Below are 16,045 nucleotides of genomic sequence, written 5' to 3'. Positions count from 1 at the left end.
GCCGACCGGCCGCTTTTTTTGGGATTCAGTTTTACGTTCAGGAAACCGTCAGGATGCGTCGTGCTCATCAGGCGTATCGTCCGCAGAATGGCGATTACGACGGAGCTTTTTCCAGATTTTGCCTTCCTGTCCACGCCACAGGCGCTGGATATTATCGTGATGGCGCATCAGGATAAGGCAAGAGAGCATGGCCACCGGGAAGGTAAATTGCGGCTTGAACCACCAGACATAAAATGGGGCTATCAGTGCGCTGACAATCGCACCCAGTGAGGAATAACCGCTCAACAGAACCGTCAGTAACCAGGTACCGGTCATCAACCCCGTCAGATCCCAGCCGATAGGCGCGATGGCACCAAATGCGGTCGCGACCCCTTTGCCCCCACGAAAGTGAAAAAACACCGGGTAGATATGCCCAAGACAGGCTGCAATCGCCGTCAGACCAAGATACAGCGGTGAACTGCCCAGCGCGTAAGCGCCCCATACCGGCAGCATCCCTTTGAGAATGTCGAAAACCAATACCGCGGCAGCAGCAGCCTTACCACCGATACGCAGCACGTTGGTGGCGCCGGGGTTGCCGGAACCGTGTTCGCGCGGATCGGGCAACCCGGCGATACGACAAATCAGGATCGCACTGGAGATCGAGCCACACAGATACGCGACGAGAATCATTCCGGGCGCGATAACACTCATAAACGGCTTCCGTCCAATAAAGGTCGTTTTAACTTCAGCATCTGTGGATAATACGCACTTTCTGCCGGAAGTGGTATCCGGCGGCGCTAAAAACAGGGGATGACGTGATGGACATCGTGTTTATTGAAGAACTCAGCGTAATCACCACGATCGGTGCGTATGACTGGGAACAGACCATCCAGCAGAAATTGGTGTTCGATATCGAAATGGCCTGGGACAACCGCCCTCCAGCCGCCAGCGATGAGGTAACGGATTGCCTGAATTATGCCGAGGTGAGCGAGTCCGTGATTGAGTGGGTGGCCGGTGGTCGTTTTGCGCTGGTAGAACGTGTCGCCGAAGAAGTGGCGGCCGGGCTGATGCAGCGTTTTGGTATTCCCTGGCTACGGCTGAAAGTCAGCAAGCCCGGTGCGGTGGCGCAAGCACGCAGTGTCGGCGTGGTCATTGAGCGCGGCGTTCGGCCTTCAGCGTGAACGGTTGGCGATTATTTCAGCATAAACACAGACCGTTCTTAAGGTAATTAAAAGATAATATCTTTACTTTAAGTTATGTCCTTAAGGGGACATCATTTGATGTGCGTTATACGTTGCGGCTTGCTGGTAGCAAGGCCGCTTTTTTATGTGGCAGGTAGGGAGTTAACGGTCGATGGCGGATCTGCATTCGTTGCTGGTGGCGTTCATTCTTGGGGTGGTGGAAGGGCTCACCGAGTTTCTACCGGTGTCATCCACCGGGCATATGATTATTGTCGGTCATTGGCTGGGGTTTGAGGGAGACACCGCCAAGACGTTTGAAGTCATTATTCAGTTAGGGTCAATTCTGGCCGTGGTGGTGGTGTTCTGGCGGCGGATGTTCGGCTTGATTGGCATCCATTTTGGTCAGCCACCCGAGCATGAAGGGCGTGGCAAAGGCCATCTGACGCTGGCGCACATTATACTGGCGATGATCCCTGCCGTGGTGTTGGGGCTGGTATTGCATGACGCCATCAAATCGCTGTTCAATCCGGTGACGGTGACTTATGCGCTGGTGGCTGGCGGCGTACTGCTGCTGCTGGCGGAGTGGCGCAAACCGAAAAAACCGACAGCGGAAGGGTTGGACGACATCAGCTATCTTCAGGCATTCCTGATTGGCTGCTTTCAGTGCCTGGCGTTATGGCCGGGTTTTTCTCGCTCTGGCGCGACCATTTCCGGTGGGATGCTGGTCGGCGTTAACCGTTATGCGGCGTCCGAGTTCTCCTTTATTCTCGCGGTGCCGATCATGCTGGGGGCGAGCGGGTTGGATTTGTACAAAAGCTGGCATTTCCTGTCGTTGTCCGACCTGCCGATGTTTGTAACCGGTTTTGTGACCGCGTTTGTGGTGGCGATGATCGCCATCAAAACCTTCCTGCAGTTAATTAAACGCGTTTCTTTTGTACCGTTCGCGATTTACCGCTTTATTGTGGCGGCGGTGGTGTGGCTGGTACTGATGTAATGTTCATGTCGCTGGGGGCAATCCATGTCCCCGACGACAGCATTCATTAATAAAGGCGCTATGCGCGTGGCCCGGTTGTGTTTTCCGCACGCTGGGCTTTCCATTCCTCCAGCGCGTGATGTCGGCGGCGCTGTAACTCTTCTCTGATCGCTGCATGCTGGAACCCGGCGGCTACCACCTCCACACTGGTTATCTGGCTGACGACGGCAAAAGCGTCGCGCAGATAGTCGCCCTGCGGGTAAGGTTGCTGTTCAAGCCCGGCTCGCCCTCTGGCATCTGCTTCGCTGGCGAGGATCAATTGCTCCAGCCGCTGGGGTTTACGCCAGACGTCAATCGCGTCAAATAACTTAAGCAGCGTTTTGGGTTGCAGTATCTGCACGGTATGGATCAGGTCATGGTATTCGGTCACCAGACAAGCCAGATCGCGCAAGGCATTTGGCACCCGCAAGCGCTGGCATAACGCCTCAACCAGTGGTACACCGGCGGCCCCGTGACCGTGATGGCGCGGCCAGAGTTCAGGCGGTGTCAACCCTTTGCCAAGGTCGTGACACAGTGTGGCGAAGCGGACATCGAGCGCCGGGCTGAGGCGGGCGGCCATGGCCAGACTCATCATCACATGAATACCGGTGTCGATTTCCGGGTGCCATTGGGCGGGAGCCGGCACGCCGTAAAGACGATCGACTTCGGGGAACAGCACCGCCAGTGCGCCACAGTCGCGCAGCACCTGAAAATAGACCTGAGGAGCCTGCGTGCCGAGGGCTTTTTCCGTTTCTTTCCAGACTCGCTCCGGCGTCAGGAAATCCAGCTCGCCGTTGCGGGTCATGGTCTGCATAAGATGCAGGGTTTCTTCGGCAATCTGAAAACCGAGGTGAGCATAGCGGGCAGCAAAACGCGCAACCCGCAGCACCCGTAGCGGGTCTTCACTAAACGCTGGCGAGACATGGCGCAGGAGCCGGTTTTGCAGATCGCGCTGACCACCGTACGGGTCGATGAGCTGTCCACTTTCCGCTTGCGCGATGGCATTGATAGTCAGGTCACGTCGTAGCAGATCGTCTTCCAGGGTAATGTCCGGCGTCGCCTGACAAATAAACCCTGTATAGCCATTGCCGGATTTGCGTTCAGTACGCGCCAGTGCGTACTCCTCTTTCGTCTCTGGGTGCAGGAAAACCGGAAAATCACGGCCAACCTGTTGGTAGCCTTGCGCTAGCAGCATCTCTGGGGTAGCACCGACCACGACCCAATCACGCTCGGTGACCGGTCTGCCCAACAGGCCATCACGCACTGCACCCCCTACAAGGTAAATCTTCAAACCCGGCTCCCGATGTTTAGGCTGTGTCGATAAATGGAATACGCGTTAGCGGTAGCGACAAGGTAGCTAACGGTCATTTACGGTTATTGTGGTCATTTTAAGGTTATTGTTGATTAACCGCTTCCTGAACACAACGGTACATCGGTATGACTGGCGATCCAGCGTGCAGGCGCTACCCCATCCAGCGGTCGTTTTTTTTGCGCCGGGGCAACAGATGCGGCAGCAGCAATCCCAGCAACAGACCGCCACCAGCCACGCCACCACCGTACATGAACCACTGCATGATCAGCGTGCGCTGCTTATCGTCCAGTTGCAGGTTGGCGACCTCAAGTTTTTTCTGCGCGACATTCAGTTGCGTTTTCAGCGTTTGGTTTTCCTGCTGTAGCGAGGCGAGGGTACTGTCGCTACTCGCGACCTTCTGGCGCAGATCAGTGGTGCGCTGGTTCCAGTCCTGGTCAACGCTATTGAGCTTATCGGTCAGGCTTTTTACCTGATTCTCCAGTTCCGGCACCCGGGTTTTCAGGCTGGGTGTCTGGCTGAGTTGGTCGAGAGGAATCCAACTGGTGCGGCCTTTGTCATCGCGAATCTCGGCGTAATTCGCACCGTCGTTGACGCTAACCAGCGTGACGGCTTCACCGGCATTCAAGGTACCGATGATACGGTATTGATTGCCCGGCCCGCTGCGGGTGTAGGTCACCAGTTCGTCGGAGATATAGCGCTTTTCTTCCGCATGCAGGCTCAACGTGGTGGACAGGCCCAGCAGGGCGGTGAGGAAAAAGGATAATTTATTCATCATATTCAATATATTAAGTTCGCAGGGATTATTTCGCAGGGAGTATAAAGTTAGCGGCCCAGTCTGACGATGACGTTGCCAAACCTGAATGGGAACTGTCTTAGAACCTATTCTGATGGGCACTGAATCAGGCGTGTTATCCAGCGATTGTCGGTGGCAATTAGCCGCGAATGCACAGCGGTTGCACCGGCTTTGCGAGCGCCTTCGCAGGGTATGTGCGCTGCCATGCCGTAAAAGTGGCAACCTGCGATAAAATGTTATTTACTGGCGATATTTCCGTAACACCCGGGCAGTGCGAGACGATGAGCGAAGAGATTGAATTAAAATTTATTATTCACCCTGATGCGGCGGCATCGATCAGACAAGGGCTGAAAAGCTGGCAGAGCGATGTGGGGCACAGCAACCATCTGCATACGCATCAACTGGCCAATAGCTATTACGAAACGGCAGATGGCTATTTACGCCAGCATGGCATCGGGCTGCGTATTCGGGGTGAAAACGGCCGTTATGAGATGACGGTGAAAACCGCGGGAAAAGTGGTGGGGGGGTTACACCAACACCCTGAATACAACGTGAGCCTGCCGGGGCCACAACTGGATATTCACCTGTTGCCGCCAGAGATTTGGCCTGAAGGCTGTGACATTGAAGCGCTTTCTCAGGCGGTGCAGCCGCTATTCAGTACGGATTTCCAGCGCGAAGCCTGGGTGGTGTCTCATCACCAGAGCCTGATCGAAATTGCTGTCGATCAGGGAGAGATCCGCGCCGGTGAGTGTAGCGAACCGTTGTGTGAACTGGAGCTGGAGTTGAAAAACGGTCGTGTTGCGGACTTGCTGGCGTTTGCCAACGAATTGGCTGATATCGGCGGCTTGCGACAAGGCAGCCTGAGTAAAGCGGCGCGTGGTTATCATCTGGCGAAAGGCAATCCGGTCCGGCCCTGTCACGAACTGACGTTTCTGCCGGTCGAGCCAAAAATGACGCTTGATCAGGGCATCGCTGCCGGGCTGGAACATGCTTTCAGCCACTGGCAATACCATGAGGAGCTATGGGCACGTGGTGATGCCACTGCCCGCCCAGCGTTGCTGGAAGCCGGTGCCATGATGCGTGAACTGCTGGTGCTGATAGGCGGTGTAGTGCCGCGTAAAGTGACCGCGGAGTTCCGTGCTGCGTTGGGCCATCTTGAAGAGGCAATCGAGCGCACGGAAACGGCGGATACGCTCTGCTATAGCGTTGATTACCTGAAGGATAAGCTGATCCTGACCTCATGGCTGGTCAAGCAAGGGTGGCGCAACTATATGGACAACCGTGAACTGATGCGCCTGCAGAGTTCCTGGAAGCGTTTTGCCGACATCATGATGAGTCGGGGGCTGGCTGAACTGAAAGCGGTATTCAGTCACTCACTGGATGCGTTGCATTACACCCAGCAACTGCCGCGTCTACAGCGCGGTGTGTATACCTTTTTGCTGTTGGGCGGAAGCTATCCACAAGAGGAGGCGACGCGCTATTTGCAGCCGTGGCGTGAGCTGATGCAACTGATTGAGTTGTTGTCCGTCGGCCAGGTGGTGCCTGGAATGCTGGAAAACAGCCGCAAACAGGCCCTCGCCCAGCCGCCGTTTTGGCTGCACAGCGGTCAATAATCCAGACTATCGCCATTCGGGGCGCGCTGGTTTTGGATCCACCGCCCCGGTTACCCCGTATTGAGGCTGCCTGACGGGGCAGCTGTGCAAGGATATCGCCATGACCTGTCGTCCCGCATCACTATTTCCGCTCTCTGCATCCTTGACTGAACAGGCTCGCCACGAGGTGGAGCGTGCGTTGAATACCGCTCCCACGCTGATAGCCGATAGTGCGGCGGCAGTGCTGGCCTGTAGCGAGTTTGTCAGTGAGTCGCTGGTACGTTACCCGGACTGGCGAGAGGAGATAACCCGGCAACCCCCTCAGCCGCAGGAGTGGCAGCAGTATGCGCAGTGGTTGTCGCAAGCGCTGGGCGATGTCACGGACGAGGCGACGTTAATGACGGCGCTGCGTCTGTTCAGGCGTCGTATGTTGACGCGCATTGCCTGGGGGCAATGGCTACAACTCAGCACCACGGACGAGACATTGCAACAATTGAGTGTACTGGCGGAGGTATTGATCGTCGCTGCCCGACAGTGGCTGTATGAGGCGTGCTGTCGTGAGTGGGGGACGCCATGCAATGCGGCAGGTGAACCGCAACCGTTGTTGATTTTGGGGATGGGGAAACTGGGGGGCGGTGAGCTTAACTTTTCTTCGGATATCGACCTGATTTTCGCCTATCCCGAAAATGGCCAGACCCGGGGCGGGCGTCGTGAACTGGATAACGCCCAGTTTTTTACCCGCCTTGGACAGCGGTTGATTAAAGCGCTGGACCAGCCGACGGTAGACGGGTTTGTGTATCGGGTCGATATGCGTCTGCGGCCGTTTGGTGACAGCGGCCCGCTGGTGATGAGTTTTGCCGCGTTGGAAGATTACTATCAGGAACAAGGGCGTGACTGGGAACGTTATGCGATGGTCAAAGCCCGGCTGATGGGCGGCGATGATGACCATTACAGTCAGGAATTGATTCGTCTGTTACGGCCGTTTGTGTTCCGCCGTTATATCGATTTCAGTGTGATCCAGTCGCTACGCAACATGAAGAGCATGATCGCCCGCGAAGTGCGTCGGCGTGATTTGCGTAACAACATCAAGCTGGGGGCGGGCGGCATCCGTGAAGTGGAATTCATCACCCAGGTATTCCAGTTGATTCGGGGGGGACGTGAACCTACTTTGCAAGGGCGCTCTTTGTTACCGACGCTGGAGCAAGTGGGCGCGTTAGGGTTATTGACCCCGGTGCAGGCAGCCCAGTTGCGCGAGGCGTATCTGTTTTTACGTCGACTGGAGAACCTGCTGCAATCGATCGCCGATGAGCAAACGCAAACCTTGCCGGAAGATGCGCTAAATCAGGCGCGACTGGCGTGGGGAATGCGTTGTGACGACTGGCAGCAACTGAGTGAACGCTTACATCAGCAGATGCAGGCGGTACGTGCGGTGTTCCATGAATTGATTGGCGATGACGCGCCTGACGGCAGTGAAACCCCGGAACACAGCCATTACAGCAGCCTGTGGCAGGATGGGCTGGAGAGTGCGGATCTGTCGGTGCTGTCACCACAGCTGACCGCCGAGGTGTGTGAGCGTTTGCTGACTCGGGTAGCGGATTTTCGCGCCGATTTATCTCGCCGCACTATCGGGCCGCGCGGTCGCGACGTGTTGGATCAACTGATGCCCGCGTTGCTGGCGCAGGCCTGCAGTCACGCAAACGCGGATGTTATCGTGGCGCGTCTGACGCCGTTGTTGCTGGGGATTGTGACCCGCACGACCTATCTGGAGTTGTTGCTGGAATCACGTGCGGCGTTGACGCAGTTGATCCGACTGTGTGCTGTATCACCGATGATCGCAAGCCAACTGGCGCGCTATCCCTTGCTGCTGGATGAACTGCTCGATCCCGCCAGTCTGTATCAACCCATTGCGCTGGATGCTTACGCCGATGAGCTGCGCCAATACCTGATGCGCGTACCGACAGACGATGAAGAGCAGCAACTGGAAGCCCTGCGTCAGTTCAAGCAAGCGCAGCATTTGCGTATTGCCGCTGCCGATATTGTCGGCGCATTGCCGGTCATGAAAGTGAGCGATCACTTAACCTATCTGGCGGAAGCCATCATCGCGGCGGTCGTGCAGCAGGCGTGGAGCCAGATGACAACGCGTTACGGTCAGCCGACCCACTTGCATGCTCAGTCTGGGCGAGGCTTCGCGGTTGTGGGGTATGGCAAGTTGGGGGGCTGGGAACTGGGTTACAGTTCGGATCTGGACCTGGTGTTTCTGATCGATTGCCCTGATAACGTCATGACCGACGGTGAGCGCAGTATTGATGGCCGCCAGTTCTACCTGCGTCTGGCCCAGCGTGTGATGCACCTCTTTAGTACCCGTACCTCATCCGGCATTTTGTACGAGGTGGATGCGCGTTTAAGGCCTTCGGGGGCGGCGGGCATGCTGGTGAGTACCGTGGCGGCGTTTGAAGACTATCAGTGTAACGAAGCCTGGACCTGGGAGCATCAGGCTCTGGTCCGTGCTCGGGTTGTCTATGGCGAGCCTGCCATACAGCAGCAGTTCGAGCAGATCCGCCAGCGTATTTTATGTCGTGAGCGTGACGGCGACGCTTTGCGCACCGAAGTACGGGAAATGCGCGAAAAGATGCGTCAGCATCACGCCAGTAAGGACATGGGATTCGATATTAAAGCAGACGCTGGCGGGATTACCGATATCGAATTTATCGCGCAGTATCTGGTGCTGCGCTATGCAGCTCAGGAACCGCGATTAACGCGTTGGTCTGATAACGTGCGTATTTTGGAGCTGCTGGCCCGCCACGGCGTGATGCAGGAGGCCGAAGCTGAGGCGTTGCGGCTGGCTTACATCACCCTGCGCGATGAAATCCATCATCTGGCGTTGCAGGAGTTACCCAGTCGGGTCGGACAGGATAGCTTTACCGCCGAGCGTCAGCAGGTGTTGCAGAGCTGGAAAACGTGGCTGGAGTAAGGCGCGTGCAAAACGCCCGTCAGGGCGGTGGCTACCCGGTGAGTGTGATAGCTGACTGTGGTAGTATAGCGCGCGTTAAAATGAACCTGTTTTTGGAGCCAGGGAATGAAAGTAACGCTACCTGATTTTCGCCACGCCGGTGTTCTGGTCGTGGGTGACGTAATGCTGGACCGCTACTGGTACGGCCCAACCAGCCGTATTTCGCCGGAAGCGCCGGTACCGGTGGTTAAGGTGGATACCATCGAAGAACGTCCCGGCGGTGCGGCTAACGTGGCGATGAATATCGCTGCGCTGGGCGCAGGGTCGCGTTTGGTGGGGTTGACCGGTATCGATGATGCCGCCCGCGCCCTGAGCGCCAAATTGAACGAAGTCAACGTCAAATGTGACTTCGTTTCTGTTCCCACCCATCCGACTATCACCAAACTGCGCGTACTGTCGCGTAACCAGCAGTTGATCCGCCTCGATTTTGAAGAGGGGTTCGACAGTGTCGATCCGCAACCGATGATCGACCGTATCCAACAGGCATTGCCAAAAATCGGCGCGTTGGTGTTGTCCGACTATGCCAAAGGGGCGTTGGTGCATGTACAAACCATGATCCAAACCGCCAGAGCCGCGGGTGTACCGGTGTTGATCGACCCGAAAGGGACCGATTTTAATCGTTACCGCGGAGCGACGTTACTGACGCCGAACCTGTCGGAGTTCGAAGCCGTAGCCGGGCGCTGTAAAGATGAAAACGATCTGGTGGATCGTGGGGCGAAGCTGCTGGCGGAACTGGACCTGTCCGCGTTGCTGGTAACTCGCTCTGAGCAGGGCATGACGTTACTGCAACCGGGTAAAGCGCCGTTACATCTGCCGACGCAGGCGCAGGAAGTGTATGACGTGACCGGTGCGGGCGATACCGTGATTGGCGTACTGGCAGCGGCGTTGGCGGCGGGTAAACCGCTGGAGGAAGCCTGCTTCCTGGCTAACGCGGCGGCGGGTGTTGTCGTGGGTAAACTCGGTACCTCTACGGTTACGCCGATCGAACTGGAAAATGCCATCCGTGGTCGTGCCGATACCGGTTTTGGCGTGATGACCGAAGCGCAGTTGAAAGACGCGGTAGCGCTGGCGCGCCAGCGTGGCGAAACGGTGGTCATGACCAACGGATGTTTCGATATTTTGCACGCCGGGCATGTTTCCTACCTGGCTAACGCGCGCCGCCTGGGCGACCGCCTGATCGTGGCGGTAAACAGTGATGATTCCACCAAACGCCTGAAAGGGCCGACTCGCCCGGTTAACCCGTTGACGCAACGGATGATCGTGCTGGGGGCGTTGGAGGCGGTGGACTGGGTGGTCCCGTTTGAAGAAGACACCCCACAGCGTCTGATTAGCGAAGTATTACCGGATATTTTGGTGAAGGGCGGCGATTACAAACCGGAAGATATTGCCGGGAGCAAAGAAGTCTGGGCCAATGGCGGTGAAGTACGGGTGCTGAACTTTGAGGATGGTTGCTCGACCACCAATATCATCAACACCATCAAAGCCAGAGACTAACGGGCGCACTTATGCTGGAAAAAGAGTCGAAGACGGCCGACGATATCGCGACTGTTGCCGCACAGGTTGAGGCGCTACGCGCCCAACTGCGCTATCACGAATACAAATACCATGTCGAAGATGCGCCGGAGATTCCCGACGCAGAATACGACACGTTGATGAATACGCTGAAAGCGCTGGAGCAGGCGCACCCTGAGCTGGTCACGCCAGATTCGCCGACTCAGCGTGTGGGTGCCGCGCCGTTGGATGCATTTGATACCGTCGCGCATGACGTGCCCATGTTGTCATTGGATAACGTCTTTGACGAGGCCAGCTTTCTGGCGTTTTGCAAACGCATCAACGACCGCTTGAAAAATGAGACTGAGCTGGCGTTCTGCTGTGAATTGAAACTCGATGGGCTGGCCGTCAGCCTGTTGTATGAGCAGGGCGTGCTGGTGCGCGCCGCGACACGTGGCGATGGCTCAACGGGTGAAAATATCACCGCGAATATCCGGACCATTGGTGCGATCCCGCTGCGTTTGCATGGCGACAACATCCCGGCCCGGTTGGAAGTGCGCGGCGAAGTGTTCATGAAACACAAAGGGTTTGAAGCCCTGAATGAAGACGCGCGCCGTACTGGCGGTAAAGTGTTCGCCAACCCGCGCAATGCAGCAGCAGGGTCGTTGCGTCAGTTAGATCCTCGTATTACTGCTACGCGTCCGTTGACCTTCCTGTGTTATGGCGTTGGGCTGGTGGAGGGCGGCACCCTTCCGGATACTCACTGGCAGCGGCTGATGCAGTTCCGTGACTGGGGGCTGCCGGTCAGTGATCGCATTCGCCTGTGTACCGGCAGTGAGGCGGTGTTGGATTTCTATCGCCAGGTGGAGCAAGAGCGCGAAACGCTGGGATTTGATATCGATGGTGTGGTGATCAAAGTCAATGAGCTGGCCTTGCAGGAGCGACTGGGCTTTGTGGCGCGGGCACCACGCTGGGCGGTGGCCTTCAAGTTTCCGGCGCAAGAACAATTGACCTGGTTGCGCGATGTGGAGTTTCAGGTCGGGCGAACCGGTGCGATAACACCGGTGGCGCGGCTTGAGCCGGTGGCGGTGGCTGGGGTAGTCGTGAGTAACGCCACACTGCATAACGCTGATGAAATCGAACGTCTGGGGATTCAGATTGGCGATCGGGTGGCGGTGCGCCGTGCCGGTGACGTCATTCCACAGATAGTGAGCGTGGTGTTGTCCGAACGCCCGTCGGATGCCCGGCCCATCGTTTTTCCTGACCGCTGCCCGGTATGTAGTTCTGAACTGGAGCGGGTAGAGGGGGAAGCGGTGACCCGCTGTACTGGTGGTTTATTCTGTGCCGCACAGCGCAAAGAAGCGCTGAAGCACTTTGTTTCTCGCCGTGCGCTGGATGTGGAAGGGATGGGCGATAAAATTATCGACCAACTGGTCGAGAAAGAGTATGTCAAAACACCGGCAGATCTGTTTCGGCTGGATATCGGCATCCTTACCCGGTTGGATCGCATGGGCCCGAAGTCAGCACAGAATCTGGTGAGTGCGCTGGATAAAGCGAAATCGACCACGTTTGCCCGTTTTCTGTATGCGTTAGGCATTCGCGATGTGGGCGAGGCGACGGCGGCGAATCTGGCATCGCACTTTGGTACGTTAGAGGCGTTGCAGGCGGCCGATCTGGAGTCCTTGCAGCAGGTGCCGGATGTTGGCATCGTTGTGGCAACGCATGTGCGTCACTTTCTTGATGAGGCGCATAACCAGCAGGTCATCCAGGCGCTGATCAGCGATGAGGTCGGTATTCACTGGCCGGATCCGGTGAGAGTTGATGTTGAGGCGTCAACGAGCCCGTTTGCTGGAAAAACGGTGGTGTTGACCGGCTCGTTAAGCCAGTTGTCTCGTGATGAAGCCAAAGATCGTCTTACTGCGCTGGGCGCCAAAGTCAGCGGCAGTGTGTCGAAGAAAACCGATCTGGTTATTGCCGGTGAGGCGGCGGGGTCTAAACTTGCCAAAGCACAAGAGCTGGGTATTGCCGTCATCGATGAAGCGGAGATGATGCGTCTGCTGGGGTAAGTTCATATGGAAAAAGAGGATCTGCTGGCAATTGCCACGACACCGATGCCGTTTGGCAAATATAAAGGACGTATGCTGGTCGATTTACCGGAAGAATACCTCTTATGGTTCGCCCGTAAGGGCGAATTCCCAGCGGGGCGTCTGGGTGAGCTGATGCAGATTACCCTTGCCATCAAGATAGAAGGACTGCAGGGGCTGATTAAGCCTTTGCGCCGCCCCTCACCCTGATATCAGTAACCTTACAGGTATTGATGGCGCTGGCAATTTTCCGGTGCTGATACCATTTTTAGCAAATAAAAAGCATCATGAATCATCAGGATACATGATGCTTTTATTCATACCAGACAATATCCAAGCGGCAAAAAATCAGATGTAAATATTAACGCTGTTTTCATCTGTCGGCATGTTAACGCCTTCTTTGGGCGTCGCCGACTGAATTGCAGTGGCGGCTGACTGCTGAGCCTGCTGCGATTTCTGCTGCTGCAATTGCTGGATTTGTGCCTGAAGTTGTTGGATTTGCGCCTGAATCATCTTTTGCTGTTGCTCAAGCTGCTGGCGCTCTTCATCCGTTTTTGCTTCTGTCGCCTGCTGAGTCAGCTGGGTCGCTTGCTTAGTCAGCGATTGAATTTGCTTGTTTAACTGGGAAATCTGCTGATCAACACTGGCGCTACTGCTGCTGCCTGATGATGCAGAAACGGCTGATGTTGCTGAGCCGATAGAACTTGCCATAAATTCCTCCTGAAAATAGCCATAACGGCTATACCGTTATCGGCATTGTATCGCGATAGCCTTATAGGTTTTTCGATTTCCTGACGAAGTATATACAAATATACCGGCATAAGAACGGTTGTTATCGCGCACCTTCAGTGAAATGCGCTACCACAGGTCAACGATTGCTCGTACGTCAATGATTGCCATACATCAACGACTTCTTTCTATCGAATCTGGTGAAAACCGCGCTGACCACGGTGTTGCCGCTGTATCCCCCGGCCTGAAAACGCAAAAGCCCGCTGGGTGGCAGCGGGCTAAGTTAAACGATATGTCTGACAGACCGAATCAGATATAGATGTCGATCGCGTGTTCGGCAGAAGGGCGGTTAACACCCTCAACCGGCCGCACCATCGGCTTGCTTTCCTGCGGCGGTGGAACCTGCTGATTTTGCATCTGTGCAATTTGCCCTTGCATCACAACGATCTGAGCTTGCATCGACTGCTGTTGCCCGTTAATCGTGGTTTCCTGCTGCTTTTTGGTACTTTCGCCTGATGTCTCAGCGGCTTTCAGGTTTTGCAAATTACGATCGGAAACCTTCTGTTCCGTATTGGTTTCGACGCTGGTGGATGCTGGCACCGGCATCACTGCAAACGCAGAGCTGGTAATTGGACTCAGCATACATCCTCCTGATTAGGTCGTCTTAGCAGGGGACTGTCCCTGCTATCTCTATTATCGGCACCTGGCGCGATCTTATGAGTGATTATTAACCAAAACGTGACACCTGGCTACTCTTTGAGCGTGATGAGAGGTAAAGAATTGTATCTTTATGCCTGACATCATTTCCCGTAGACGTTAATGGCATCGGTTAATCGCAGCGCCTGTTGGCTGAGGTTAGCGGAGAATTCAGCGGATTGATCGACCATACCGGTATTGCCTACGGTCATCTGTTCAATCTGGGCGATAGAACCGTTGATAAGCGACAGAGCCTCGGTTTGCTCCCGGGTGGCATTGCTGATTTCGCTAATCATCGCCGCCACCTGCTGCACGTCGTTAATGATATCGTGAATATGCTGACCGGCGTTATCCACCAGGGCGCTGCCGGTTTCAACGCTCGCCATATTGGCGTCGATCAACGCCTTAATTTCACGGGCAGCGGAGGCGGAATGTTGTGCCAGATTGCGCACTTCCGCGGCTACAACAGCAAAACCGCGCCCTTCTACACCCGCCCGTGCCGCTTCTACTGCCGCGTTCAGCGCCAGAATATTGGTCTGAAAGGCGATGCTGTCGATGACGCCGATAATATCGACTATCTTGCGGCTGGCGTTTGAAATCGATTCCATCATGCTGACAGTTTCAGCCATGATGTCGCCGCCTTTGCGAGCTGAGTGACTGGCGTTTTGCGCCATCTGCGTTGCTTGTGTGGCGGTATCTGCGCTTTGCTGTACTGCCACGGTAATTTGTTCGATAGCGGCCGCGGTCTGTTGCAGATTCGCAGCGGTTTCTTCGGTGCGTACACTCAGGTTGCTGTTGCTGTCGGCCAGTTGCTGGCTGATGCTGTTGATGCCGGAAACCTGTGTGCTGACATCGTTGACCAGCGAATGCAGGTTCAGCCCAAACTGGTTGACGACCCGCAGCAATAGCCCGATCTCATCCACCCGGTTGAGATGGATGCTGTCCGCCCGGCGGCCCGACACCACCTGCTGTGCCTGACGGAGGATCAAACGCAATGGGCGGGCGATTTGTTGTTGCAAAAAGGAGTCCAGCATCACCATGATCAGCAGTGTCGTGGCAATAGATGCGCCAGTGCCAATGCCCAGCAGGGTGAGGGCCAGTGGCATCAAGCCGCCAAATAATACCGCCAGCCGTAATCGCCAGCGTATCGATAAGCGCTGGAATAATGACAATACGGAGAATAGCCCGGTACGGACCACCAGTCCTTTATAAAAACGAAGGTGGCGGGCTTGCTTATTTTGTACTGCTTCATACAACGGTTCCGCTGCCTGAATTTCTGCCGCTTTAGGGGTATTGCGAACCGAAATATAGCCCGTCAGTTGGTTGTTGTGATAAACCGGCGTGACATTGGCACGCACCCAGTAGTGATCGCCGTTTTTACGACGGTTTTTTACCAGCCCGGTCCAACTGTCCCCCTGTTGCAGGGTGTACCACATGTCCGCAAAGGCTTCGACGGGCATATCAGGATGACGAACAATATTGTGCGGCGCACCCATAAGTTCATCTTCATCAAATCCGCTTATACGTATAAATGCGGAATTGGCGTAAGTGATGTGGCTTTTAACATCCGTGGTCGACATTAATGTTGTGTCGTCATCCAACAGGTGTTCCTGTTGTGTAATAGGTGTATTAACCCTCATTGGAAACCCCGATGCTGTGTGTCAGTAATATGTCGTGAGAATAAAAGGGCCAACGTGTGAGTGTGGCCTGATTAATCACACCGGTTGAAAACCTGCCTTTCGGGCCTTTCCGCGCAGTCCGCTTGTAGTCTGGCTGTGGCAAGGGCACCCGCTAAGCGAGATCATTAACGGTGTGTTAGATCATCATTTTTTGTTTTGATCATGGTTAGAAGGTACGAAAAAAAGGGCGCTTCAAATGAAAAAGCATCCCTAAGTAAAATTATTCCTTTTTTTGTAGGAAGGAATTTATGCTTTGGGTCTTTGTGTTGTCAATGAAATCATTTTTTGAACAGCACTTTTTTTATCTTCTTTGTGTTTATTAAATGTTGATCGATTTTTTCTTAAAGACGACATCACAATAAAAACGTTTTATTAACATGAGTCACGAAAACAGTCCTCCTGAAATGGAGTAAGATTGCATTACTTATTTAGGGGTATTGATGGTGGGCCGGGGGAAAATATGTGGCGTTATTTTCTTTCGAGAATA

General features: G+C 55.1%; 13 protein-coding genes. 7 read left to right on the top strand and 6 right to left on the bottom strand.

The features are described 5' to 3' along the window. Positions 1–48: 48 nt before the first annotated feature. Entirely contained in the window at positions 49–690 is a 642-nt protein-coding gene (gene plsY, locus DZE2538_RS15740; protein ID WP_012885987.1) for a glycerol-3-phosphate 1-O-acyltransferase PlsY, read from the bottom strand. 107 nt (positions 691–797) lie between these two features. Here plsY and folB point away from each other — a divergent pair, with 107 nt between their 5' ends. After that, a complete protein-coding gene (folB, locus tag DZE2538_RS15735; RefSeq protein WP_012885986.1) occupies positions 798–1,160 on the top strand; it encodes a bifunctional dihydroneopterin aldolase/7,8-dihydroneopterin epimerase in 363 nt (120 codons plus the stop codon). A gap of 172 nt (positions 1,161–1,332) precedes the next feature. Continuing rightward, entirely contained in the window at positions 1,333–2,154 is an 822-nt protein-coding gene (gene bacA, locus DZE2538_RS15730; protein WP_012885985.1) for an undecaprenyl-diphosphate phosphatase, read from the top strand. Positions 2,155–2,212: 58 nt separating this feature from the next. Here bacA and DZE2538_RS15725 read toward each other — a convergent pair whose 3' ends face one another. Both DZE2538_RS15725 and DZE2538_RS15720 read right to left on the bottom strand, forming a co-directional pair. Next, positions 2,213–3,463, bottom strand: coding sequence for a multifunctional CCA addition/repair protein (locus DZE2538_RS15725; RefSeq protein WP_038916754.1), 1,251 nt, complete (start codon positions 3,461–3,463; stop codon positions 2,213–2,215). 172 nt (positions 3,464–3,635) lie between these two features. Further along, positions 3,636–4,256 (bottom strand): TIGR04211 family SH3 domain-containing protein, encoded by a 621-nt coding sequence (locus DZE2538_RS15720; RefSeq protein WP_038915175.1) that lies wholly within the window; start codon positions 4,254–4,256, stop codon positions 3,636–3,638. Between the two features lie 302 nt (positions 4,257–4,558). Between DZE2538_RS15720 and DZE2538_RS15715 the strand changes: the two genes are divergently transcribed. The 5 genes from DZE2538_RS15715 (at position 4,559) to DZE2538_RS15695 (ending at position 12,664) form a co-directional block, all read left to right on the top strand. Next, positions 4,559–5,890: a CYTH domain-containing protein gene (locus tag DZE2538_RS15715; protein WP_038917206.1), complete on the top strand. Its 1,332-nt coding sequence runs from the start codon at positions 4,559–4,561 to the stop codon at positions 5,888–5,890. A gap of 100 nt (positions 5,891–5,990) precedes the next feature. Then, positions 5,991–8,840 (top strand): bifunctional [glutamate--ammonia ligase]-adenylyl-L-tyrosine phosphorylase/[glutamate--ammonia-ligase] adenylyltransferase, encoded by a 2,850-nt coding sequence (gene glnE, locus DZE2538_RS15710; protein ID WP_038916753.1) that lies wholly within the window; start codon positions 5,991–5,993, stop codon positions 8,838–8,840. 105 nt (positions 8,841–8,945) lie between these two features. Beyond that, positions 8,946–10,373 (top strand): bifunctional D-glycero-beta-D-manno-heptose-7-phosphate kinase/D-glycero-beta-D-manno-heptose 1-phosphate adenylyltransferase HldE, encoded by a 1,428-nt coding sequence (gene hldE / locus DZE2538_RS15705; protein ID WP_038916752.1) that lies wholly within the window; start codon positions 8,946–8,948, stop codon positions 10,371–10,373. A gap of 11 nt (positions 10,374–10,384) precedes the next feature. Then, on the top strand, positions 10,385–12,436 hold the full coding sequence (ligA, locus tag DZE2538_RS15700) for an NAD-dependent DNA ligase LigA (RefSeq protein WP_023640634.1): 2,052 nt from the start codon (positions 10,385–10,387) through the stop codon (positions 12,434–12,436). A gap of 6 nt (positions 12,437–12,442) precedes the next feature. Continuing rightward, positions 12,443–12,664, top strand: coding sequence for a DUF3820 family protein (locus tag DZE2538_RS15695; RefSeq protein ID WP_016940436.1), 222 nt, complete (start codon positions 12,443–12,445; stop codon positions 12,662–12,664). A 138-nt stretch (positions 12,665–12,802) separates the two neighbouring features. Here the strand turns inward: DZE2538_RS15695 and DZE2538_RS15690 are convergent, their stop codons facing one another. The 3 genes from DZE2538_RS15690 to DZE2538_RS15680 form a co-directional block, all read right to left on the bottom strand. Continuing rightward, positions 12,803–13,165, bottom strand: coding sequence for a FlxA-like family protein (locus DZE2538_RS15690; RefSeq protein ID WP_019846175.1), 363 nt, complete (start codon positions 13,163–13,165; stop codon positions 12,803–12,805). 327 nt (positions 13,166–13,492) lie between these two features. Next, positions 13,493–13,825 carry a FlxA-like family protein gene (locus tag DZE2538_RS15685; protein ID WP_012885976.1) on the bottom strand — a complete coding sequence of 111 codons (333 nt, stop codon included), beginning with the start codon at positions 13,823–13,825 and terminating at the stop codon, positions 13,493–13,495. Between the two features lie 158 nt (positions 13,826–13,983). Continuing rightward, on the bottom strand, positions 13,984–15,519 hold the full coding sequence (locus DZE2538_RS15680; RefSeq protein ID WP_038916751.1) for a methyl-accepting chemotaxis protein: 1,536 nt from the start codon (positions 15,517–15,519) through the stop codon (positions 13,984–13,986). Positions 15,520–16,045: the final 526 nt, after the last annotated feature.

This window comes from Dickeya zeae NCPPB 2538, assembly GCF_000406165.1.
GTDB lineage: Bacteria > Pseudomonadota > Gammaproteobacteria > Enterobacterales > Enterobacteriaceae > Dickeya > Dickeya zeae.
This window is presented reverse-complemented; position numbering and strand designations above follow the sequence as displayed.